Genomic DNA, 22984 nt, shown 5'->3' on the forward strand with positions numbered 1-22984 from the left:
AATGCCATGTCATCGAACTCAAAACCCGTTTTGCCGCGGCGCAGGTTCCTGCAAGGCGCCGGCGCGACGCTGCTCTCCGGCGCGATCGGCGCGCCGATGGTGATGACCTCGCGCAAGGCGATGGCCGCAGGCAATCTCGTCGTGGTGAGCTGGGGCGGCAACTATCACCAGGGCGTCGAAGCGGCGCTCGCCAAGCCCTTCGAAAAGGAATTCGGCGTGCAAGTCACGCTGGTCGACACGCCGGATCTCGCGAAGGTCAAGGCGCAGGTGATGACCAACAACGTGCAGTGGGACGTGTTCGATGCCGTCGGCCCGATGGCGATGACCGGCTCGAAGAACGGCTACTGGGAACCGCTCGATCCTGCGCTCTTCAACACGAAGGACCTGATTGCGCCGATGACGAAGGAGGCCGTGCCGTTCTACGGCTTCACCGGCGGGATCTGCTGGGACAACAGCCGGTTTCCGGACGGCAAGCACCCGGAGACCTTCGCGGATTACTGGGACGTCAAAAAATTCCCGGGTCATCGGACGTTGCGCAATCGCGCGAGCGAGACGCTGGAAATCGCGCTTCTCGCCGATGGCGTGCCACCCGACAAGCTGTATCCGCTCGACGTGGAACGTGCCTTTCGCGCGCTCGATCGCATCAAGCCTTACATCTCGAACTGGGTCGATCAGACGCCGCAGACGGTGACGCTCGTCGAAACCGGTCAGGTCGATTTCAGCTACACGTATTCGACCCGCGTGAAGGCCGCGCAGGAAGCGAAGAAGCCGATCGACTTCTCGTTCAAGCAGAACCTCGTCGGCCTCGAATATCTCGTCGTGTTGAAGAATGCACCGAACAAGGCCAACGCGATGAAGTTCGTGCAGTTTGCGATGCGTCCCGACCGTCAGGCCGCGCTGATGGAGTACCTGGTCAATACGCCCGCCAGCCGTTCGGCGCTCGCGATGATGAAGCCGGAAACGCGCAAATGGCTGTCGGACCCGTCCAGCAAGTCCAATGCGATCAGCAATGACGTATGGTGGGCAGACCACTACGACGAGCTGACGCTGCGTTTCAAGGAGTGGGTGCTCGGTTAGTCGCGGATGCGTCACGCTCCGCGAGGCCGTAGATGGAGGAGACGAAAATGAAATCTCGCCACGATGGGCTGCTCTATGTCGGCCCGGCGACGGTGTTCCTGTTTGTCATCATGCTGGTGCCGCTCGCGTATGTCGTCTACACGAGCTTGTGGGGCGCCGATGGGCCGACGCTGGCCGCCTACCAGCGGCTGCTGCGCAGCGCACTCTTTCTGCGGACCCTGTGGTCGACGTTCGAGATCAGCATCAGCGCCGCGGCGGCGAGCATGCTGCTCGGCTATCCGATCGCCTTGCATCTCGCGCGCCAGAGCCCGCGCAAGAGGGCAATCTTCATGGTGCTCGTGCTGGTGCCGTTCTGGACCAGCATTCTCGTGAAGAGCTATGCGTTCACCGTCCTGCTCGGCCGCCACGGGCTCGTCAATCAAGGGCTTTCCGCGCTATTTCACACGCAGGTCCAGTTGCCGATGCTCTTCAACCGCTTCGGCGTGATTGTGGGCATGACGAACTACCTGATTCCGTTCATCGTGTTTCCGGTGTTGGCCAGTCTGCTGGCCATCGACCGGTCGCTCTATCTCGCCGCCGAGATTGCCGGTGCGAAGCCCCCTCGCATCTTCTTTCAGATCACGCTGCCGCTGAGTTTGCCCGGCGTCGTTTCGGCGGGGCTGAGCACGACCGTCATGTCGATGGGGTTCTTCGTGATTCCCGCGCTGCTCGGCGGACGGAAGGACGCGATGATGTCCAACCTCGTCGATTTCTATACCCGTGAGGCGCTGGACTGGAACATGGCGTCGGCGATCGGCGTGATCCTGCTCGGCATCGTGACGCTCGCCGCACTCGGCACAGATGGGTACCGAAAATACAGCGCACGCCGCATGGCGGCGAGCCATGCGGAAAGCGACACGAAACAAGGAGTCTTCGCATGACACCCTCCATGGAGATGCCCGCGCGCGCGAAGAGCGGCGGGGCAGTGGTCGATCGTTTGACGCGCCGCTATGCGCGGCTGGGCAATGTGATCGCGCTGGCCGTGTACCTGTTCATCCTGGTGCCGACGCTGATCGTCCTGCCGATCTCGTTCGGCGGAAGCGGGGAGCTGACGTTTCCGCCGCGAGTGTGGACACTGGAGCTGTACCAGCATCTTTTCGGCTCCGCTGCATGGGTCGGCTCGATCCTGCAAAGCGTGAAGGTGGCCGCGATGACGACAGTCGTCGCGGCGCTGATCGGCGTGCCCGCGGCTTATGGACTCGTGCGCTTCGAGTTTCCCGGCAAGCGTCTCGTGATGTTGCTGCTGATGAGCCCCATCCTCGTGCCGGTGATCGTCATGTCGCTCGGCCTCTATCTGTATCTGTCGCGCCTGCATCTGGTCGGCACGACTGCGGGTCTCGTCGTGAGCCACGTCGCGTATGTCACGCCGTTCATGATGATGACGGTGATGGCAGGCGTCAAAAAGCTCGACCCGGCGCTCGAGTTTGCGACGACCATCATGGGCGCGAAGCGCAGAACGGTGTTCATGAAGGTCGTGTTGCCGCAATTGCGGCCGTCGATTTTCGCGGGTGCGCTTTTTGCCTTCCTGGTGTCGTTCGACGAGGTGGTGATCGCGTGGTTTATCACGAGCCCGACCACCACGACGCTGCCGGTCAAGATGTACAGCAGTATCCAATGGGATGTTTCGCCGGTGATCGCCGCGGTGTCCGCTTTGCTCACCGTGCTTTCGCTGGTGTTCTGCTGCGTCTCGGCTTTGCTGCAACCGGCCGCACCTAAGCGGGCCGCGCCGAAGTCCTCACATTGAAGCGGGAGGTAACAATGGCTCACGTACTGCTCGAGAACGAAGGGCTGCCTTCGGCGGGTGTGGAACCGCGCAGCGATATCAGCACGCGTGCGGCATCCGGCGCAACGAACGTGAAGGGCAACATGATTGTTTTCGAAGGCGTCGGCAAGACGTATGGCAGTTCGGTTGCGCTGCAGACGACGGATCTCGTCGTGCGCGAAGGCGAATTCCTGAGCCTGCTCGGGCCGAGCGGATCGGGCAAGAGCACGATCCTGAACATCGTCGCAGGCGCGATCGCGCCGACGAGCGGACGCATCCTGCTGAACGGCACGGACGTGTCGACCGTACCGCCGCGTGAGCGCGGGCTCGGCATGGTGTTCCAGAACTACGCGCTGTTGCCGCATCTGAACGTGTTCGACAACGTCGCGTTCCCGCTGCGGATTCGCGGACTCGGCAAGGATGAAATCGCGCAGCGCGTGCGCAACGCGCTGGAGCGCGTCGGCCTTGTCGGGTACGAGCAGCGCAAGCCGCGCGAAATGTCGGGCGGACAACAGCAGCGCGTGGGCATCGCGCGCTGCATCGTGTATTCGCCGTCGGTGATTCTGATGGACGAGCCGCTCGGCGCGCTCGACAAGAAGCTGCGCGACCAATTGCAAGGCGAGATCAAGCGCCTGCATAAGGATCTCGGCACGACGCTCGTGTACGTCACGCATGATCAGGAAGAAGCGCTGAACCTGTCGGATCGCGTGTGCCTGATGAACGCCGGACGCATCGCTCAGATCGGCACGCCCGACGAGCTGTATTTCGAGCCGGTCAACGAGTTCGTCGCGGACTTCGTCGGCGAATCGAACCTGATCGAAGGGACGGTGACGGCGAACGGCACGGTCGCGACCGCGGACGGCTTCGCGCTTGCCGTGCGCAGCACCGAAGGTCATGCAACCGGCTCGCGCGTGAAGGTGCTCGTGCGTCCCGAGAAGATCGCCGTGCTGGAAGGCGACTCGGCGACGACGGCCGGGCAGAACGTGTGCACCGGCACGATCGCGCAGACTTCGTTCGTCGGCGGCATGACGCGCATCGAGCTGCAACGCCAGGGCGGCGCGCCGCTGCTGGTCAAGACGATTTCATCGCGCGCCACGGAGCGCTTGCCGGCGGGTCATCCGATGACGGTCGCGTGGTCGGCGAGCGATAGCGTGGTGCTGAAGAACTAGGGCGAACATGGAACAACAGAAGATAGCCGAAACGATGCGCGAGCTGGTGGGCGCAGCCAACGTCGTCAACGCCGCCGCCGACATGTCGCCGCATCTGATCGACTGGCGCAAGCGTCATACCGGGACGGCCGCGTGCGTGGTGTTTCCGCGCAATGTCGAGCAGGTGTCGAGGGTGCTCGCTCACTGCAACGCGAACGGTATCAAGGTGTTTCCGCAAGGCGGCAACACCAGTGTGTGCGGCGGCTCGGTGCCGGACGCGAGCGGCAACAGCATCCTGCTGAACCTCGGCAAGATGAACCGCATCCTCGAGATCAACGCGAACGACAATTCGATGACGGTCGAAGCGGGCTGCATCCTCGCGGACTTGCAGGAAGCGGCGCTCGAAGCGGATCGCATGTTCCCGCTCACGCTCGGCGCGGAAGGCTCGTGCCAGATCGGCGGCAACATCGCGACGAATGCCGGTGGCACGAACGTCGTGCGCTTCGGCAACACGCGCGATCTCGTGCTCGGCCTGCAAGTCGTACTGCCCGACGGCAAGGTGTGGAACGGCTTGCGCACGCTGCGCAAGAACAACAGCGGCTACGACCTGAAGAACCTGTTCGTCGGCTCGGAAGGCACGCTCGGCGTGGTGACGGCGGCGTCGCTCAAGCTCTTTCCGAAGCCGCGCGCGGTCGCAACCGCGCTGCTCGGCTTCGATACCGTCGATGCGGCCGTGCAGGCCGGCATCGCGTTGCAATCGGCGTTTCCGGGCGAATTGGTCGGACTCGAGCTGATCTCGCAGAGCGAGTTCGAGATCTCGCTGCGTCACGCGGCCAAGGCGCGCAATCCGTTTCAGCACACGCCGCTGTGGATGGTGCTCGTCGAGCTCGCGGCGTCGACGGGGACGAGCGAGGCGCTCGCGGACAGGCTTACGGAAGCGCTCGAAGCGCCGTCGGAAACGGGCGCGATCGTCGATGCGGTGATCGCGTCGAGCGAGCAGCAGCGAGGCGACCTGTGGCACATCCGGCACAGCGTGACCGAGGCGAACGGGCGCGAAGGCATGGGCCTCACGCACGACATCGCGGTCCCGACGTATCGCATTCCCGATTTCGTCGCGCAGGCAGGCGCCGCGCTCGCGGAGCACTATCCGATGGCCGTGCCGGTGATCGTCGGCCATATGGGTGACGGCAACCTGCATTACATCGCGATGTTCACGCATGAATTCTGGGCCCAGGTGCCCGACAAGATGCGTATGCAGCGCGACGTGAGCCATCTGCTCTACGACATCGCGGCGGCGATGGGCGGCACGTTCAGCGCGGAGCACGGCATCGGTTCGCTGCATGTCGAGGAGATGTCGCGCTACAAGGACGCGCAGGAACTCGCGATGATGCGCCAGATAAAGGACTTGCTCGATCCGAACGACACGATGAATCCTGGCCGAGTGTTGCCGCCGGCGTCTGACGGTTTGCGGTGAGTGCATGACTGCGGCAAACGTAGCGGATTACGTCGAGTCGGCGCGGCGTTTCCTGCCCGACTTCGCGTACCAGTATCTCGAGGGAGGCGCGGAAGACGAGATCACAATGACGGCGAACCGCGCCGCGTTCCGGCGTATCGGCTTTACGCCGCGCGTGCTCGTCGATGTCGATGCGGTCGATACGCGCGCGACGCTCGCGGGCGCATCGGCCGCGTGGCCCGCGGTCGTCGGGCCGACCGGGCTCAACGGACTCTACTGGCCGCGCGCAGAGGAAACCCTCGCGCAGGCTGCGCACGCGGCGGGGTTGCCGTTCGCGCTTTCGACCGCGTCCACCAGCCTGATTGAAGACGTGCGGCGTGCAAGCGACGGCGAATTGTGGCTGCAACTCTACGTGCAGCAGGACCGGCGGATCGCCGAAAGCATGATGGCGCGCGCCCGCGCGAACGGCTTCACGACGCTGCTGCTGACCGTCGATACGCCCGTCACCGGACAGCGCGACCACTACGCGCGCACCGGCTTCACGCTGCCGCTGCGCTGGACGCCACGTCTTCTGTGGGACGTGCTCGCGCATCCGCGCTGGGTTGCGCGGGTGGGGCGGCATGGCGTGCCGCAGCTCGTCAACATCGCGAAGAGCGCGGGCCTCGGGCCGGGCATCGAAGCCCAGGCCGCCGCGCTGAGCCGCCAGATGGACCGCTCGCTCGCCTGGGACGATCTCGCGTGGCTGCGCCGGCATTGGCCAGGCCGAATACTGGTCAAGGGCGTGCAGAGCGTCGACGATGCCGTGCGCGCGTCGCGGCACGACATGGATGGCGTCGTGCTGTCGAATCATGGCGGACGTCAGCTCGACGGCGCGCCGAGCGCGATGGAGATACTCGCCGGCGCGCGTGCGTCGACGCCGCGCGGCTTCGAGCTTTTCATCGACGGCGGCGTGCGGCGCGGCAGCGACATTGTCAAGGCCGTCGCGCTGGGTGCGCGCGGCGTGCTGCTCGGCCGTGCGCCGCTCTACGGACTGGCCGGACATGGCCGCGCAGGTGTCGATCACGTGCTTGCGCTGGTCTTCAACGAATTGCAGATCTGCTTGCGGCTGATCGGCTGCGCGCGCATCGACGCTCTCGACGCGTCGTGGCTGAGCGTCGCGTGCGACGCTCATGCGTTTGATAGATAGCGTGCGCCGTTCAGGTCACAAAGCCTGCGTCATCTCCGGCACCGCCTCGAACAGATCGCCGACGAGGCCGTAATCCGCGACGCTGAAGATCGGCGCCTCGGCATCCTTGTTGATCGCGACGATGACCTTCGAATCCTTCATGCCGGCGAGATGCTGGATCGCGCCCGAAATGCCGACCGCGACATACAGCTGCGGCGCGACGATCTTGCCGGTCTGACCGACCTGCCAGTCGTTCGGCGCGAAGCCTGAATCCACAGCGGCGCGTGACGCGCCCACCGCCGCGCCGAGCTTTTGTGCGAGCGGATCGAGCAGCGAGAAGTTGTCCGCGCTGCCCATGCCGCGGCCGCCCGACACGACGATGCGTGCCGAGGTCAGTTCCGGCCGCTCGCTCGTCGCTATTTCGCGGCGCACGAAACGCGCACGGCCGGTTTCGGCGACCGCGTCCTTCGTTTCGATGGGCGCGCTGCCTCCGCTTTCAGACGCGGCATCGAACGCGGTCGTGCGGATCGTCGCGACCACGATCGCATCGGCGCATTGCACCGTGGCGATCGCGTTGCCCGCGTAGATCGGCCGGTCGAATGTATCGGCGGAATGGATCGCGATCACGTCCGAGATCTGCGATGCGTCGAGCTTCGCTGCGACACGCGGCGCGACGTTCTTGCCTGCGGCCGTCGCCGGAAACAGCACATGCGTGTATGAGGAGGCGAGCGCCAGGACCTGCGCGGCGACGTTCTCCGCGAGGCCCTCCGCGAGGTGGGGGGCATCGATCAGGACCACCTTCCCGACGCCTTCGATTGCGCTCGCGGCTTCCGCGGCGGCTCGCGCGCCGTGTCCGGCGATCAGCACATGCACGCCGTTGTTCAACTGCCGCGCGGCAGCAACCGTATGCAGCGTCGCTGCCTTGAGCGACGCGTTGCCGTGTTCGGCAATGACGAGAGTGGTCATTCAGATTACCTTCGCTTCGTTTTTCAGCTTGTCGATGAGGGCAGCGACGTCCGCCACGCGCACGCCCGCTTTGCGCGCCGCCGGCTCGACCACTTTCAGCGTTTTCAGGCGCGGGGCAGGATCGACGCCGAGGTCAGTGGGGCTTACCGTGTCCACCGGCTTCTTCTTCGCCTTCATGATGTTGGGCAGCGTGACGTAGCGCGGCTCGTTCAGGCGCAGATCCGTCGTGACGATGGCGGGCAGTGGCAGTTCGATCACCTCGAGGCCACCGTCCACTTCGCGCGTGACGGTGATCTTGTCCCCTTGAATGTCGATGGCGCTCGCGAACGTTGCCTGCGGCCAGTCGAGCAGCGCGGCGAGCAACTGGCCGGTCTGGCCGGCGTCGTCGTCGATGGCCTGTTTGCCGAGAATCACCAGTTGCGGCTGTTCGCGCTCGACGGCGGCCTTCAGCAGCTTCGCGACCGCGAGCGGTTGCAGTTCGACGTCCGTCTGGATGTGCAGCCCGCGATCCGCGCCGATGGCAAGGGCCGTGCGCAGCGTCTCCGTGCACTGCGCCGGACCGCAGGTGAACGCGATCACGTCGCTCGCCTGACCGGCCTCCTTCAGACGCGTCGCCGCTTCGACGGCGATCTCGTCGAACGGATTCATCGACATCTTCACGTTGCCGATATCGACACCGCTCTGGTCCGCCTTCACGCGAACCTTCACGTTGTAGTCGACAACGCGCTTGACTGCTGTCATGACCTTCATGCGTGGTTTCCTCAATGCTCGAGTGAGTTTCAATGCGTGCCGTCGTCAGCTGCGCGTCAGGACACGGCGCCGAGGCCGTATTTGCCGGTGAGCAGGGCACCGGTGGAGAAGCGTTCGATCGAGTACGGCTCGAGCGATACATCAGTCGGCAGGTCGAGCGCGGCTTGTGCGAGGATCTTGCCGACCGTCGGCGAGAGCTTGAAGCCGTGACCGGAAAAGCCATAACCGACCACTAGACCGTCAACGCCGGGCAACGCGCCGAGCACCGGATTCCAGTCGGGCGTGACGTCGTAGACGCCCGTCCATGACGATGCGATGCCCGCCGTTTCGTAAGCGGGGAAGCGCTCGGCGACCTGAGCGCCGACTTCGACGACATAGTCCATCGGAATGTCGCCCTGTTCGGTGTCGGCGGCATTGAGCTTCTCGCCGACCACGCCTTCGCTGACCAGCATCTGGTTGCCGCCGTAGCTGCGGTAGTACAGCATGCCTTCGGACGCGAGATCCTTGAACACCGGCATCGAGAACGTGTAGGGGGCTTCCGCGCATTCGAGCGCGAGCACCGCGTGCCGTTCCGGCGCGATCGGCAGCGTCTTGCCGGTCCAGCCGGCGAGTTCCGGCGTCCAGATGTTCTGCGTGCTGATGACCGTCGAGGCCGCGAAATCGCCATCGCTGGTCGACACGCCGACCACCTTGCCGTTCTCGATCAGCAGCCTGTTCACGGTGACGTTCTCGCGGATCGTCACGCCGCCGCGGCGCGCGGCGCGCGCGAAGCTGGTGGCGGTGAGGTACGCGTCCGCAAAGCCCGCCTCGGGTTCGTAGCCGATCAGGGCGGCGTCGTCGAACCGCGCAATCGGCATCAGTTCGTGCGCCTCGCGCGCATCGAGCAGTTCGAGCGGTATGCCTTGCTGCTTCTGCTGGTCGAGCGACGCGCGCAGCGGCTCCAGCTTGTCGCCTTCGGCCGCGACGATCATGTAGCCGCATTTCACGAGACCGCACGACGCTTCGTCGTCGCCGAGGTAAGCTGGGAAATCGTTGAACACCGACCACGACTTGCGCGCCAGTTCGACGTTTTCCTTTACCGAGTAGTGCGTGCGCAGGATGCCCGACGACTGCGAAGTCGTGCCGGCTCCGATGGTCGCGCGGTCGAGCACCAGCACGTTTTTCGCGCCGAGCCGCGACAGGTGGAACGCGACCGAACTGCCGATCACGCCCGCGCCGATCACCACCACATCATAGGTTTTCACTGTTCGCACCCTTCATATTCTGACTGTGCGAATAGTGTGCGGGGTCAAAATCCGAAGGCGGCGAATATAAGCGAAAGCGATTTTTAGTAGAAGCGTCGCTCTTTATCAGTCGGGGTTGGGTATAAAGCGGGACGCGGCCGTGCGTCTTCCCTTAGTATCGGGTCGTTACCAAGACCGGCAGCGAACTGATGCGACCGGTTGCGGCACGTGGTGGTGATAACATTTGTTGTCAAAATCGTTTTGCGGTGCACCACATGCCCGATAGCTTCGATCAGCTCGCCTCCCTGATCCGCGCGCAGTTTGCCGAAATGAGCCCGCAGTTCCAGGCGGGCGCAGCCTTTTTGCTGGACCATCCCGACGAAATCGCCGTGTCGTCGATGCGCAAGATCGCCGAGCGCGCGCAGGTGCAGCCCGCCGCGCTCGTGCGGCTGTCGCAGCAACTCGGTTTTCCCGGCTGGAACGAGCTGCGCGAATTGTTCGTCGCGCGCGTGCGCACGCGGCCCGAGCCCTTGACCGACCGGGCGCGCTCGCTCGTCAAATCCCCCGTGAAAGAGGCGCTCGCGCACGATCTGCTCGTCGCGCAGCATCACAATCTCGACGTCACCGGCGCGCACAACGCGAGTTTGATCGTCGACGCCGCGAAGCTCTTGCGCAAGGCAACGCACGTGCATGTCGCCGGATTCCGTTCGTGCTATCCGGTGGCGTTCGGGTTCGTCTACGGCTACCGGCTGTTTCGATCCTCGGTATCGCTGCTGACCGGCGAAGCGGGCACGCTCGAAATGCAATTGCGCGGCATCGAAAAAAGCAGTGCGACGATCGTCGTGGGCTTTGCGCCGTACTCAGTCGAGTCGGCGCGCGTCGCGGCCGCCGCCGTGGAGCGCGGCAGCAAGCTCATCGCGATCACCGATAGCGCCGTCGCTCCGATCGCGCTCAATGCCGACAAAGTCCTGATCTTTTCGCACGAGAGTCCGTCGTTTTTCCCGTCGCTCGTTGCCGCGTCGGCGATCGCCGAATCGCTCGTCGCGCACTTGCTCGCGCTGGAAGGGAACGAGGCCGTCGCGGCGCTCGCGAAAGCGGAGGCCGAGCTGCACGCCAAGGGCGCGTACGTGGCTTGAGGACTAGCGGCCACACCGCGCCGGGGGATTGTATTTTGTTGTGTTTGATGTCGCGCATGACAACATTTGTTGTTGTACAATGCCCGCAAAGCTTCATTCGAAGCGAAGTGCGTGCATTGCCGCCGCCGACTCGCGAAACAGCAAAGGAAACAGCATGACCACCGTCTTTCATCGCGCCCCCAAGCGGACGCTGCCGGTTGCCGTTGCGGGCGACGGCATCGAAATCATCGATTCCACCGGCAAGCGCTATATCGACGCCTCGGGCGGCGCCGCGGTTTCGTGTCTCGGTCACAGCAACCAGCGCGTGATCGACGCGATCAAACGGCAGGCGCAGCAGCTCGCGTACGCGCACACGTCGTTCTTCACGACGCAGCCGGCCGAGGAACTGGCCGACTGGCTCGTCGAGCGCGCGCCGCAGGGGCTCGAGCACGTGTATTTCGTGTCGGGCGGCTCGGAGGCGGTTGAAGCGGCGCTCAAGCTCGCGCGCCAGTACTTCGTCGAGAAAGGCGAGTCCGAACGACGGCATTTCATCGCGCGCCGGCAGAGCTATCACGGCAATACGCTCGGCGCGCTCGCGATCGGCGGCAACGCTTGGCGGCGCGAGCCGTTCCTGCCGATGCTGATCGAAGCGCATCACGTGAGCCCCTGCTACGCGTATCGCGAGCAGCGCGAAGGTGAATCCGACGACGCGTTCATGCAGCGCCTGGCCGACGAGCTCGAAAGCAAGATTCTCGAACTCGGGCCGCAAACGGTGGCGGCGTTCGTCGCGGAAACGGTGGTGGGCGCGACGGCCGGCGCCGTGCCTCCGGTGGGCGACTACTTCCGCAAGATCCGCGCGGTCTGCGACAAATACGGCGTGCTCTTGATCCTCGATGAAATCATGTCGGGCATGGGACGCACCGGCTATCTGTACGCATGCGAAGAAGAGGGCATCGCGCCCGATCTGCTCACGATCGCCAAGGGCCTCGGCGCCGGCTATCAGCCGATCGGCGCGACGCTCGTCAGCGGCAAAATCTACGACACGATCGTCGGCGGCTCGGGGTTCTTCCAGCATGGGCACACCTATATCGGGCACGCCACCGCCTGCGCGGCCGCGCTCGAAGTGCAGCATGTGATCGCCGAAGAGCACCTGCTGGACAACGTCAAGGCGCGCGGCGAACAGTTGCGAGCCCGCTTGCGGGAACATTACGCGCAGCACGAATTCATCGGCGATGTGCGTGGACGCGGACTGTTCGTCGGCGTCGAACTCGTGCAGGATCGGGCGACCAAGACGTCGTTCGACAGCAAGCTCGCATTGAATGCTGCAATCAAGCGCGAAGCGATGCAGCGCGGGCTGATGGTGTATCCGATGGGCGGCACGGTCGACGGCGCGACGGGCGACCACGTGTTGCTGGCGCCGCCGTTCATCTGCACCGCTGGCGACATCGACAACATCGTCAACCGCTTGACCGATGCAATCGAAGGTGCGCTGCGCGCCGCCGGCGTGCGCTAAACACGATAAGCACGGCGCCGCTTAGCGGCATCGATCGCGACACTTGCCACGAACTCCATTCACGACACCATCATGACCGATCGCTCACCCGCTGCGCGTCTGCCCGTGTTCGACAGAGCGCATGCCACGCCCGAACAGGAAGTGGTGCTAGACGAAATCCTGTCGGGGCCGCGCGGCAATCTGAACGGCCCGTTCCTCGGCTGGATTCATAGCCCGGAACTCGCGCAGCACGCGCAGCGTCTCGGCGCGTTCTGCCGCTATCGGACAGGGTTGCCGCTGCGCTTGTCGGAGCTTGCGATTCTCGTCACGGCCGCGCGCTGGCAAGCGCAAGCCGAGTGGTACATCCACTATCCGATCGCGCTCCAAGCCGGCTTGCCGGCCGCGACGGCAGAGGCGATCCGCACGGGGCAGCGTCCCGATTTCGAAGACGCCGACGATGCGCTGATCTTCGATTTCGCCACCGAGCTCTATGAGGCGAAGCGTGTTTCCGATGCGACGTTCCGCAAGACGGTCGAGCGCTTCGGGCATCCGGTGACAATCAACCTGGTCAGTCTGCTGGGTTATTACGCGCTGGTGGCGATGACGCTGAACGTCTTCGACATGCGCGCGGACGGGCAAACGGAGCTGCCGTTTCCCGAGTGACATCGACATTTCGCTGCAAGGCGTAACGTCGATAGCGGTGCATGGCCTATTCTGTAGTCGGAACGCCGCATGCGGCTGCCGGTTTTCGAATCCCCATCCTTGAAGGCGGAACAGGCTATGAACACGCAGAGCACTCAACACCATCAAATCGATAAAGCGCGCGCGTTTCGCGCGTATCACGAGGCACCGGGCGCTTTCATTATTCCGAATCCGTGGGACATCGGCACGGCGCGGCTGCTTGCGCAAGCCGGCTTCAAGGCGCTCGCGACGAGCAGCGCCGGCTACGCGTTCTCGCGCGGCTTGCCGGACAGCGCGGTCGGCCGTGAGCAGATGCTCGTGCATCTCGCCGAGATCGCCGGCGCGACCGATCTGCCGGTGAACGCGGATCTCGAGAACGGCTTCGGCGATGCCCCCGAAGACTGCGCCGAAACGATCGGCCTCGCGGCGCAAGCGGGGGTGGTCGGCGGGTCGATCGAAGATGCGACGACGCGCGTCGACGATCCGATCTACGCGCATGACGCGGCCGTCGAGCGTGTGCGCGCCGCGGTGGAGGCGGCGCGTGCGTTGCCGTTTCCGTTCACGCTGACGGCTCGCTGCGAGAACTACCTGTGGGGCCGTCCGGATCTCGACGATACGATCCGCCGCTTGCAGGCATATCAAGAAGCGGGCGCCGACGTGCTCTATGCGCCGGGCCTCAAGACGCGCGAAGACATCGCGACGCTCGTCCGTTCGGTGGACCGGCCGGTCAACGTCGTGATGGGTTTGCAGGGCGTGCGCCTGAGCCTCGACGAGCTGGCCGAGCTTGGCGTGAAGCGCGTGAGCGTCGGCGGCTCGCTCGCCCGCGCGGCGTTCGGCGCGTTCTTGCGCGCCGTGCGCGAGATGAGCGAGCACGGCACGTTCAGCTACGCGGACGAGGCGATTCCGAGCAAGGAGATCAACGAACTGTTTGCGCGCGCGGCGAGTGAGGCGGCGCAACGCAAGGCTTGATCACGCGTAGCGGCTAGCGAAAATGAAAGCGATCGCTGTCGAGGGGCTCGCCATCGAGGGGCTTGCTTTTGCCGTCGCGCAGCGCGTTGTTGTCGTTCCACGTCGGGTAGAACGCCGGCCCGTGGATGACGGGCCAAACTTTCGTTCCCGCCATTTTCCCTGCGACACGCAGCATGCCGTTATCGACGCGTGTGTGGCTGCTCGTGACTGGAGGGTCTAGCATGGCAAGCTTGGTGCTACCTGCCTGCGCGTGAACAGGAAAACTGACGAGTAGCGGCGCCGCAGCGGCGACTGCGGCAATCAGCTTAGGCAACATGATTTCCTCATCAACGTTGGCGTTAGAGAACCGCGGCGGACGTCACCACGAGAACAATTTCGCGAGGAGACCGAGCATGCCGATTAAGACGAACATCGCGGCAAACATGACGGGAAGCACCAGCACGATGACGGCATATGGCCCAAGGCGCTTGGACGGTGTGCGCTCTCGCGCGGATGCCGATGTGCAATCGGCGCATGCTCGCTCTGGAGTGACCTCATCGCTGGTTGGCATCACCCGATCTCCTTTCCGTTCCTGAGCGTTCCGAGCGTCACGCATTCAAACCGTGGCGCGCGGAACGCTCGCAATCTCGTGCTACATCGCCCAGATGAACACTTCGTGCGCGCGCGTGGTGGACGCGATATTCACCGTACGGCTTTGGGTCTTACCGTCGTGACGCGCCGTTACCGTGTAGCGCCCATCCGGCAGCGATAGCAGCATGAACGGTCCGCGCGAGTCTGTCTTGAGGACCGTCGTTCCATGCGCATTTGCGATTTGAACCGGGACGTCTGCCAGATATTCGTTGCCGCTGTTCGTCTTGCCCGCGAATTCCAAGGTCAGCGGATAGTTGTGCATCACGCTCTTGATCGCCGCGGATTGGTCGCTGCCTACCCCTCCCGACAAATAGCTGATGTTGCCGCTATGCTGAAGCGGCGGTAATGCCGGCGTTGCGGCCAGGGCGATTTGACACGTACCGGCAGCAAGAATAGCGGCCGCACTAATGAGCGAAAGTAGACGTGGCTTCATTTGTTTCTCCGTCGAACACCCTTGACGACACAAAAGGCCCCTGCGCTTCGCTTGCCGAAGCGGTGTCGTTTTTGCCGAGCCTAAACGAGGACCGGGATGCGTTTTCCGGTCATCTTTGCTCGTCCCGTTCACGTCCTCGTCGAGGCACGGAACTGCATCGGGATGTCTTTGAGCGTACGAACGAAACCTTAAAAATGCCTTAATTCATGGGGGTGTTGAACGGCTGAAGCGTCGGCGGCGCGTCAAGCCTCCAGCGCGAGCAGCGCGAACGTGGCGAGCCAATGCTCACCCATGTAGTCGCCGGCGACGTGTTCGAGCGCGGTGCGCAAATGCAGCTCGGCCGCTTCGTGCAAACGCGTTGCGCGGATGTCGCCGGCAGGCAGCGCGCGCGCAATCGAACGCTGGCACCACGCACGGCTGAGGTTGAGGCCGTCGAGGTGCGCGATCTTGCCGTCGGTGCGGTCGGTGACGGTGGCCGGAACGAACAGTGTCTCGGGCTTGCGTGCGGCCAAATCAGGGAGGAAACGATCGAACCAGCTGGCGAACTCGCCGGCCGGCAACACGCGCCGCATCAATTCCGCTTCCATCAGCGCGGGCGACAGAAACTCGTCGCCGCTCGGCTCCCACGCCTGGCAGCCCGCATCGTTCGAATACCAGCGCTCCGCCGTCAATACGATCAGCGTTTCGAGCGCACCGTTCGACGTAAGGCGCGCGAAGTCGAGCGCCAGCGCAAGCGCGAACGCCGTGTTGAAATGCGTGCCGACGCGCAGCGGATACGTCGACTTCGGCAGGAACTCGGTGAAGCGTTCGACGAACGCTTCCGTGAGCGGCGTGAGCGTCTTGCTCCATCGCGCGGCTTCGGGCAACGACGTCATCGAATGGAGCTGGCCCGCGAGCGCAAGGAGCCACGTCCAGCCATAGGGCCGCTCGAAGCCGCGGTTGTGAGCAAGGTTCAAGTAAGCGAGCTCGCCCGCGACGTTTTCCTCCGTGAAATGCGCGTCGACGACGGCGGCGATGGGCGACGCTTCCGGCAGGTCGGGGTATCGATCGACGAGACGCAGCACCAGCCAATAGCCATGCACGCACGAATGCCAGTCGTAGCTGCCGTAGAAGATCGGGTGCAGCGCGCGAGGGCTCTGCACGTCCTCTGGGCCGGCCAGCGAGTGCGTGAGCTTGTTCGGATATTCGCGAGTCAGGTGGGCGAGCGCCAGCGAGGCGAACTTCGACGCAATGGCGGGGGTGAGATGAGCGGTCATCGGCGTGTCGTCAGAAGTGGAGTGGCGGGCTGACGGGCGGTGCGCGAGTGTGCGACTAGCGGGTGAGACCCGTCGCTGTCCTGTCAGACGATTCGGCAACGCCGATCAATCTAACACGCGCTTTACGGCGGTGGTGGGTTGCTTGTTCGTCCGCGTCGCCGCCTCGTAACGGCGCGTCGCTTCGTCGAGATCGTTCTTCAACTGCACGAGCGCGGCCAGCTCCGCCTGCGGCGGCTGCAACGCGGCCCACAGCACGTCGACCAGACGGTCGGCCGTCGCATCGATGTCGGTGCGGCGGTTCGCGAGCGTCGCGTCCCACAGCACATGCTCCATCGGGCCGAACACCATCGAGCGCAAGAGGCGCAGCGGCACGTCGGCGCGGATTTGGCCGATTTCCTGGCCATGCGCGAGCACGCGCATCAGCGGCGCGGTGTAGCGGCGCTGGAGCTCGGTCAGCTCGTCGCTGAGTTCGTGATGCTTCGTGCGTCCCTCGGACAGCACCAGCGCGCAAAGCCCCGTGCCGTTCAGCAGCATCAGACGCAAATGCGTGCGGACGATGAACGCGAACTGCTGGCGCGTGCCGCCGTCGCGCGGCAGGCCGGTTTCGATCGCGGCGATGATTTCGTCGTACCAATCCGCGATGACGCGCGCGCACAGGTCGCGCTTGCCGCGGAAATAGCTGAACACGGTCGCTTCGGAAATGCCCACGCGCTGCGCGATTTCGGCGGTGGTCGCGCTCTCGTACCCTTTTTCCGAGAACACGTCGCGCCCCGCCTGAAGGATGTCCTTCACGCGTTGCTGCGACTTGCGCCCTGCCGGCTGGCGGCGCGCGCCTGCGGGTTCGGCCTTGGTCTCCGCCGTCATATGAGTCGAGTTCAGATTGTGTGGTTTATGCGGTCTGCCTGATGGGGATGTTAGCACGTGTTTACAAGGCTTCAAGCTGATTTGAGGAAATCTGAGCGTTACTCATAAAAACCTATTGACGTTTACGTCAATGTAGCGTGAAATTCGCGGTGTTCGAGCGCAACATAGGCGGCGGGCCACGAGCCTGCCAATGCCGCAATGCCACATCGCGCTTCCCAACTTCGAGGAGACATCAATGAGCAATCTGCCTGGACTGCAATTCCCGCTTGGCGAAGACATCGAAATGCTGCGCGATACGCTCGCGAACTTCGCCGCGAAGGAAATCGCGCCGCGCGCGGGCGAAATCGACCGCACCGACCAGTTCCCGATGGACCTGTGGCGCAAGTTCGGCGAGCTCGGCGTGCTCGGCATGACGGTCTCCGAGGAGTACGGCGGCGCGAACATGGGCTATACGGCGCACATGGTCGCGATGGAGGAGATTTCGCGCGCGTCGGCGTCGGTCGGACTTTCTTACGGTGCGCATTCGAACCTGTGCGTGAACCAGATCCACCGCAACGGCACCGAAGCGCAGAAGCGCAAGTACCTGCCGAAGCTCGTTTCCGGCGAGCACGTCGGCGCGCTCGCGATGAGCGAGCCGAACGCCGGCTCGGACGTCGTCAGCATGAAGCTGCGCGCCGACAAGCGCGGCGACCACTATGTGCTGAACGGCACCAAGATGTGGATCACGAACGGCCCGGATTGCGACACGCTCGTCGTCTACGCGAAGACCGACGTCGACGCCGGCCCGAAGGGCATCACGGCGTTCATCGTCGAAAAGGGCATGAAAGGGTTCTCGGTCGCGCAGAAGCTCGACAAGCTCGGCATGCGCGGCTCGCATACCGGTGAGCTCGTGTTCGAGAACGTCGAGGTGCCCGAAGAGAACATTCTCGGCCAGCTCAACGGCGGCGTGAAGGTGCTGATGAGCGGCCTCGATTACGAGCGCGCGGTGCTCGCGGGCGGCCCGACGGGCATCATGCTCGCGTGCATGGATGCGGTCGTGCCGTATATCCACGATCGCAAGCAGTTCGGCCAATCGATCGGCGAATTCCAGCTGATTCAAGGCAAGGTCGCCGACATGTATACGACGCTGCAAGCCTGCCGCGCGTATCTGTATGCGGTGGGCCGCCAGCTCGACACCATCGGCAGCGACCACGTTCGCCAAGTCCGCAAGGATTGCGCAGGCGTGATCCTCTACACGGCCGAGAAGGCGACGTGGATGGCCGGCGAGGCGATTCAGATCCTCGGCGGCAATGGCTACATCAACGAGTACCCGGTGGGCCGCCTGTGGCGCGATGCGAAGCTCTATGAAATCGGTGCGGGCACGAGCGAAGTGCGCCGCATGCTGATCGGCCGCGAACTGTTTGCCGAAACGCTTTGAGCTTGAACGCCGCCGCACGGAGCCACACGACATGCCGATCATCGAAACCAAGCTGAACCCGCGCTCGGACGACTTCCGGGCCAACGCCGCCGCGCTCGAAGCGCTCGTCGCCGATCTGCGCGCGAAGATCGAGCATGTCGCGCTGGGCGGCGGTCAAGCCGCGCGCGACAAGCACGTCTCGCGCGGCAAGCTGCTGCCGCGCGATCGCATCGCGCAACTGCTCGACCCCGGCACGCCGTTCCTCGAGTTCTCGCAGCTCGCCGCGTTCGGCATGTATCACGATGCCGCGCCGGGCGCGGGTGTGATCACGGGGATCGGCCGCATCGCGGGGCAGGAGTGCGTGATCGTCTGCAACGACGCGACGGTCAAGGGCGGCACCTATTATCCGGTCACGGTGAAGAAGCACGTGCGTGCGCAGGAGATTGCGCAGGAAAACCGGTTGCCGTGCGTGTACCTGGTCGATTCGGGCGGTGCGAACCTGCCTAACCAAGACGAAGTGTTTCCCGATCGCGATCACTTCGGGCGCATCTTCTACAACCAGGCGAATCTGTCGTCGCAAGGCATTGCGCAGATCGCGGTGGTGATGGGTTCGTGCACGGCGGGCGGCGCGTACGTGCCCGCGATGAGCGACGAATCGATCATCGTCAAGAATCAAGGGACGATTTTTCTGGGCGGTCCGCCGCTCGTGAAAGCGGCGACCGGCGAGGAAGTGAGCGCCGAGGATCTCGGCGGCGGCGACGTGCACACGCGCTTGTCCGGCGTGGCCGACCATCTCGCGCAGAACGACGCTCACGCGCTTTCGATCGCGCGCAACATCGTCGGCAAGCTCAACCGCGTGAAGCAGCCGAGCGTGGCGTTGCAGGAACCGAAGCCGCCGCGTCACGACGCCCAAAGCCTCTACGGCGTGATTCCCGTCGATACGCGCAAGCCGTTCGATGTGCGCGAGGTGATCGCGCGCATCGTCGACGATTCCGCTTTCGACGAATTCAAAGCCCGCTACGGCACGACGCTCGTCACGGGCTTCGCGCATATCTGGGGGCACCCGGTCGGGATCATCGCGAACAACGGCATTCTGTTTTCCGAATCGGCACTGAAGGGCGCGCATTTCATCGAGCTGTGCTGCCAGCGCAAGATTCCGCTCGTGTTCCTGCAGAACATCACGGGCTTCATGGTGGGCCGCAAATACGAGAACGAAGGCATCGCGCGCAACGGCGCGAAGATGGTGACGGCGGTGGCCACGGCGAAGGTGCCGAAGTTCACGGTGATCATCGGCGGCTCGTTCGGCGCGGGCAACTACGGCATGTGCGGCCGCGCGTATTCGCCGCGCTTCCTGTGGATGTGGCCGAACGCGCGCATCTCGGTGATGGGCGGCGAGCAGGCCGCATCCGTGCTCGCGACGGTCAAGCGCGACGGCATCGAAGCGAAGGGCGGCGCGTGGTCGGCCGACGAGGAAGAGGCGTTCAAGAAGCCGATCCGCGATCAATACGAGCACCAGGGCCACCCGTACTACGCAAGCGCACGCTTGTGGGACGACGGCGTGATCGATCCGGCGCAGACGCGCGACGTGCTCGGGCTCGGCTTGTCGGCGGCGATGAACGCGCCGATCGAAGACACGCGCTTCGGCGTGTTCCGGATGTGACGGCGGCGAGACAGGAGACAGACATGCCATACGAAATGCTGAACGTCGAGTTTGCCGAGCGCATCGCGACGGTGACGCTCAATCGTCCCGAAGTCCGCAATGCGTTCAACGAGGCGATGATCGCCGAGCTGACCGACGTGTTTACCGCGCTCAATACGCACGACGAGATTCGCGCGGTCGTGCTCGCGGCGAACGGTGCCGCGTTTTGCGCGGGCGCGGACCTGAACTGGATGAAGAAAATGGCGACGTTCTCCGATGCGGAGAATCGCGCCGATGCGAAGCGCCTCGCGAACATGTTGGCTGCGATCTACCGCTGCACGAAGCCGGTTGTCGCGCGTGTCTCCGGCGATGTTTACGCGGGCGGCATGGGCCTGATCGCGGCAAGCGACATCGTCGTTTCCGTCGACACCGCACGCTTCTGCCTTTCCGAAGCACGCCTTGGCCTCATTCCCGCCACGATCGCGCCATACGTGATTCGCGCGCTCGGCGAACGCGCGTCGCGCCGCTACTTCACGACGGCCGAGCAGTTCGATTGCGCGACGGCGCTGCGTCTTGGCTTCATCCATGAGGCTGTGAGCGCCGACGAACTCGATGCCACTGTGCAAAAGCTCACGCAGACGCTTTGCTCGAACGGACCGAGCGCGGTGCGTGATTCGAAGCAGCTCGTGCAGGATGTCGCGGGCCGCGTGCTCGATGAAGCGCTGCTCGACGATACGGCGGAACGCATTGCACGTGTGCGCGCCGGTGTCGAAGGACGCGAAGGTGTCGCGTCCTTCCTCGAAAAGCGCACCCCCGTGTGGCGCGATTGACTCCGGCATCGCTGTTAGCCTTTCGCCCTTAGCCGAATCCCAGCCTCTTTGCGAGACCTTTCATGTTCAACAAGATTCTGATTGCGAACCGCGGCGAAATTGCCTGCCGCGTCGCCGCAACCTGCAAGCGGCTCGGCATCGTGAGCGTCGCCGTCTATTCGGATGCGGACGCGAACGCGAAACACGTCGCCGCGTGCGACGAAGCCGTGCATATCGGCGGCTCGACGGCGGCGGAAAGCTATCTGCGGATCGAACGCATCATCGAAGCGGCGAAGAAGACCGGCGCGCAAGCGGTGCATCCGGGCTACGGCTTCTTGTCCGAGAACGAGGATTTCGCGCACGCCTGCGAAGCAGCGGGCATCGTGTTCATTGGACCGCCGGTCAGCGCGATTGCGGCGATGGGCTCGAAGGCGGCGGCGAAGGCGCTGATGCACGCGGCGGCGGTGCCGCTCGTGCCGGGCTACCACGGCGACGATCAAGAGCCGCAGTTGCTGCAGCGCGAGGCCGATACGATCGGCTACCCCGTGCTGCTGAAGGCGAGCGCGGGCGGCGGCGGCAAGGGCATGCGCGTCGTCGAGAAGAGCGCGGACTTCGCGGCCGCGCTCGCGTCGTGCAAGCGCGAGGCGGCGTCGAGCTTCGGCAACGACCGCGTGCTGATCGAGAAGTACCTGACGCGTCCGCGTCACGTCGAAGTGCAGGTGTTCGCCGACCAGCACGGCGGCGCGGTCTATCTGTTCGACCGCGACTGTTCCGTGCAGCGCCGCCACCAGAAGGTGCTCGAGGAAGCGCCCGCGCCGGGACTCTCCGCCGAGCTGCGCCGCGAGATGGGCGAGGCGGCGGTGGCGGCGGCGCGCGCGGTCGAGTATGTCGGCGCGGGCACCGTCGAATTCATCATGACCGGCGACGCGTTCTACTTCATGGAGATGAACACGCGCTTGCAGGTCGAGCACCCGGTCACCGAGATGGTGACGGGACAGGATCTCGTCGAATGGCAATTGCGCGTGGCCGCGGGTGAACCGTTGCCGCTGAAGCAGGATCAGCTCAAGCTCGACGGTCACGCGATCGAAGCGCGCATCTACGCGGAAAACCCCGCGCGCGGCTTCCTGCCGTCGACGGGCGCCCTCAAGCATCTGCGCATGCCCGAGGGTGTCGAGTTCACGATCGGCGAGACGACGCGCGCGCCGGTCCGGATCGACAGCGGCGTTCGCGAAGGCGACACGATCACGCCGTTCTACGATCCGATGATCGCCAAGCTGATCGTGCACGGCGCGGATCGCGACGAGGCGCTCGCGCGCATGAATCGCGCGCTGCGCGCGTGTGAAGTGGTCGGGCCGCATACGAACGTGGAGTTTCTGCAGCGCATCGTCACGAGCGAGCCGTTCGCGACGGCGGATCTGGATACGGGCCTCATTGAGCGTCACCACGACGCGCTGTTCGCGCCGGCGCAAAAGCCGTTCAAGGAGGCGGTCGCGCTCGCGTGCGCCGCGTTGATGACGCGCGAGGGCGGCGTCGCGCACGGCGCTTCGCCGTGGGATGCGCTGTCGCACTGGCGGCTGAACGGCAGCTATCGGCAGAAGATCGAATGGCGCGACACGGAGACGGACAGCGCCTTCGCAGCGACGTACGTGCGCGACGGCGCGTTGCGTTCGCTCGAGTATGCGGGCGCCAGCGAGCCTTTCAAGTGGCAAGCGGGTGAGGGCGCACACGAGTTCCGCGCGACGATCGGCGACTCGCGCGTGAAGGGCCGAGTGTTCATCGACGGCGATGTCTTTCACGTGTTCTGTCAAGGCGCCGCGCTGGCGTTCGAATGGAAGAACCTGCTCGCGCATGCGGCGGACACCGAACACGGCGAAGGGCGCTTGACCGCGCCGATGCCGGGCAAGGTGATCGCGGTGCTGGTCGAGCCGGGCGCGGTGGTCGAGAAGGGTGCACCGCTGATCGTGATGGAAGCGATGAAGATGGAGCACACGATCGGTGCGCCGGCGGCGGGCAAGGTGGCCGAGGTGCTGTATGCGGTCGGCGATCAGGTCACCGACGGTGCGCAGTTGCTCGTGATGGAAGTCGAATGACGCCGGTTGTGGCTTGAGATGGCTTAG

Annotated in this window: 21 protein-coding genes; 14 read left to right on the forward strand and 7 right to left on the reverse strand. The window is 64.5% G+C overall.

What is annotated here, in order from left to right:
* Positions 1 to 6 precede the first annotated feature (6 nt).
* From FAZ95_RS29900 to FAZ95_RS29925, 6 genes are read left to right on the forward strand one after another with little or no spacing between them, the layout of a single operon-like run.
* On the forward strand, positions 7 to 1077 hold the full coding sequence (locus tag FAZ95_RS29900) for an ABC transporter substrate-binding protein (protein ID WP_137336048.1): 1071 nt from the start codon (positions 7 to 9) through the stop codon (positions 1075 to 1077).
* A gap of 47 nt (positions 1078 to 1124) precedes the next feature.
* Complete coding sequence (locus FAZ95_RS29905) at positions 1125 to 1997, forward strand: ABC transporter permease (protein ID WP_137336049.1); 873 nt, start codon at positions 1125 to 1127, stop codon at positions 1995 to 1997.
* Positions 1994 to 2860, forward strand: coding sequence for an ABC transporter permease (locus FAZ95_RS29910; protein ID WP_137336050.1), 867 nt, complete (start codon positions 1994 to 1996; stop codon positions 2858 to 2860). Before FAZ95_RS29905 ends, FAZ95_RS29910 begins: the two co-directional genes overlap by 4 nt.
* Positions 2861 to 2874: 14 nt before the next feature.
* Positions 2875 to 4047: an ABC transporter ATP-binding protein gene (locus FAZ95_RS29915; RefSeq protein ID WP_137336051.1), complete on the forward strand. Its 1173-nt coding sequence runs from the start codon at positions 2875 to 2877 to the stop codon at positions 4045 to 4047.
* 7 nt (positions 4048 to 4054) lie between these two features.
* On the forward strand, positions 4055 to 5500 hold the full coding sequence (locus FAZ95_RS29920) for an FAD-binding oxidoreductase (protein WP_137336052.1): 1446 nt from the start codon (positions 4055 to 4057) through the stop codon (positions 5498 to 5500).
* Positions 5501 to 5504: 4 nt separating this feature from the next.
* The gene (locus FAZ95_RS29925) at positions 5505 to 6665 is read left to right on the forward strand and encodes an alpha-hydroxy acid oxidase (protein ID WP_137336053.1); all 1161 of its coding nucleotides are present in this window, start codon (positions 5505 to 5507) and stop codon (positions 6663 to 6665) included.
* A 15-nt stretch (positions 6666 to 6680) separates the two neighbouring features.
* On the opposite strand, the gene FAZ95_RS29930 is transcribed toward FAZ95_RS29925, so the two are convergent.
* From FAZ95_RS29930 to FAZ95_RS29940, 3 genes are read right to left on the reverse strand one after another with little or no spacing between them, the layout of a single operon-like run.
* Positions 6681 to 7610, reverse strand: coding sequence for an electron transfer flavoprotein subunit alpha/FixB family protein (locus FAZ95_RS29930; protein WP_137336054.1), 930 nt, complete (start codon positions 7608 to 7610; stop codon positions 6681 to 6683).
* Complete coding sequence (locus tag FAZ95_RS29935) at positions 7611 to 8360, reverse strand: electron transfer flavoprotein subunit beta/FixA family protein (protein ID WP_137336055.1); 750 nt, start codon at positions 8358 to 8360, stop codon at positions 7611 to 7613.
* A gap of 56 nt (positions 8361 to 8416) precedes the next feature.
* The gene (locus tag FAZ95_RS29940; protein WP_137336056.1) at positions 8417 to 9604 is read right to left on the reverse strand and encodes an NAD(P)/FAD-dependent oxidoreductase; all 1188 of its coding nucleotides are present in this window, start codon (positions 9602 to 9604) and stop codon (positions 8417 to 8419) included.
* Positions 9605 to 9858: 254 nt separating this feature from the next.
* Here FAZ95_RS29940 and FAZ95_RS29945 point away from each other — a divergent pair, with 254 nt between their 5' ends.
* From FAZ95_RS29945 to FAZ95_RS29960, 4 genes are all read left to right on the forward strand, one after another.
* Positions 9859 to 10719: a MurR/RpiR family transcriptional regulator gene (locus FAZ95_RS29945; RefSeq protein ID WP_137336057.1), complete on the forward strand. Its 861-nt coding sequence runs from the start codon at positions 9859 to 9861 to the stop codon at positions 10717 to 10719.
* Positions 10720 to 10873: 154 nt separating this feature from the next.
* Positions 10874 to 12211 (forward strand): aspartate aminotransferase family protein, encoded by a 1338-nt coding sequence (locus FAZ95_RS29950; protein ID WP_137336058.1) that lies wholly within the window; start codon positions 10874 to 10876, stop codon positions 12209 to 12211.
* A gap of 72 nt (positions 12212 to 12283) precedes the next feature.
* Positions 12284 to 12853, forward strand: coding sequence for a carboxymuconolactone decarboxylase family protein (locus FAZ95_RS29955; protein WP_137336059.1), 570 nt, complete (start codon positions 12284 to 12286; stop codon positions 12851 to 12853).
* A 117-nt stretch (positions 12854 to 12970) separates the two neighbouring features.
* A complete protein-coding gene (locus FAZ95_RS29960) occupies positions 12971 to 13840 on the forward strand; it encodes an isocitrate lyase/PEP mutase family protein (RefSeq protein ID WP_137336060.1) in 870 nt (289 codons plus the stop codon).
* A 13-nt stretch (positions 13841 to 13853) separates the two neighbouring features.
* On the opposite strand, the gene FAZ95_RS29965 is transcribed toward FAZ95_RS29960, so the two are convergent.
* From FAZ95_RS29965 to FAZ95_RS29980, 4 genes are all read right to left on the reverse strand, one after another.
* Positions 13854 to 14156, reverse strand: a complete 303-nt coding sequence (locus tag FAZ95_RS29965) for a hypothetical protein (protein WP_137336061.1) — start codon at positions 14154 to 14156, stop codon at positions 13854 to 13856.
* A 315-nt stretch (positions 14157 to 14471) separates the two neighbouring features.
* A complete protein-coding gene (locus tag FAZ95_RS29970; protein ID WP_137336062.1) occupies positions 14472 to 14903 on the reverse strand; it encodes an RgsD C-terminal domain-containing protein in 432 nt (143 codons plus the stop codon).
* Positions 14904 to 15145: 242 nt separating this feature from the next.
* Positions 15146 to 16159 (reverse strand): DUF2891 domain-containing protein, encoded by a 1014-nt coding sequence (locus FAZ95_RS29975; protein WP_137336063.1) that lies wholly within the window; start codon positions 16157 to 16159, stop codon positions 15146 to 15148.
* A 105-nt stretch (positions 16160 to 16264) separates the two neighbouring features.
* A complete protein-coding gene (locus FAZ95_RS29980; RefSeq protein ID WP_137336064.1) occupies positions 16265 to 17023 on the reverse strand; it encodes a TetR/AcrR family transcriptional regulator in 759 nt (252 codons plus the stop codon).
* A 235-nt stretch (positions 17024 to 17258) separates the two neighbouring features.
* Here FAZ95_RS29980 and FAZ95_RS29985 point away from each other — a divergent pair, with 235 nt between their 5' ends.
* The 4 genes from FAZ95_RS29985 to FAZ95_RS30000 all read left to right on the forward strand — a co-directional run bounded on the left by FAZ95_RS29985 (position 17259) and on the right by FAZ95_RS30000 (position 22957).
* Positions 17259 to 18440 (forward strand): isovaleryl-CoA dehydrogenase, encoded by a 1182-nt coding sequence (locus FAZ95_RS29985; RefSeq protein ID WP_137336065.1) that lies wholly within the window; start codon positions 17259 to 17261, stop codon positions 18438 to 18440.
* 31 nt (positions 18441 to 18471) lie between these two features.
* Complete coding sequence (locus tag FAZ95_RS29990; protein ID WP_137336066.1) at positions 18472 to 20079, forward strand: carboxyl transferase domain-containing protein; 1608 nt, start codon at positions 18472 to 18474, stop codon at positions 20077 to 20079.
* A gap of 23 nt (positions 20080 to 20102) precedes the next feature.
* Entirely contained in the window at positions 20103 to 20888 is a 786-nt protein-coding gene (locus FAZ95_RS29995; protein ID WP_137336067.1) for an enoyl-CoA hydratase/isomerase family protein, read from the forward strand.
* A gap of 62 nt (positions 20889 to 20950) precedes the next feature.
* Positions 20951 to 22957, forward strand: coding sequence for an acetyl-CoA carboxylase biotin carboxylase subunit (locus tag FAZ95_RS30000; protein ID WP_137336068.1), 2007 nt, complete (start codon positions 20951 to 20953; stop codon positions 22955 to 22957).
* Positions 22958 to 22984 lie beyond the last annotated feature (27 nt).

The sequence above is a fragment of the Trinickia violacea genome, from assembly GCF_005280735.1.
Classification (GTDB): Bacteria; Pseudomonadota; Gammaproteobacteria; order Burkholderiales; family Burkholderiaceae; genus Trinickia_A; species Trinickia_A violacea.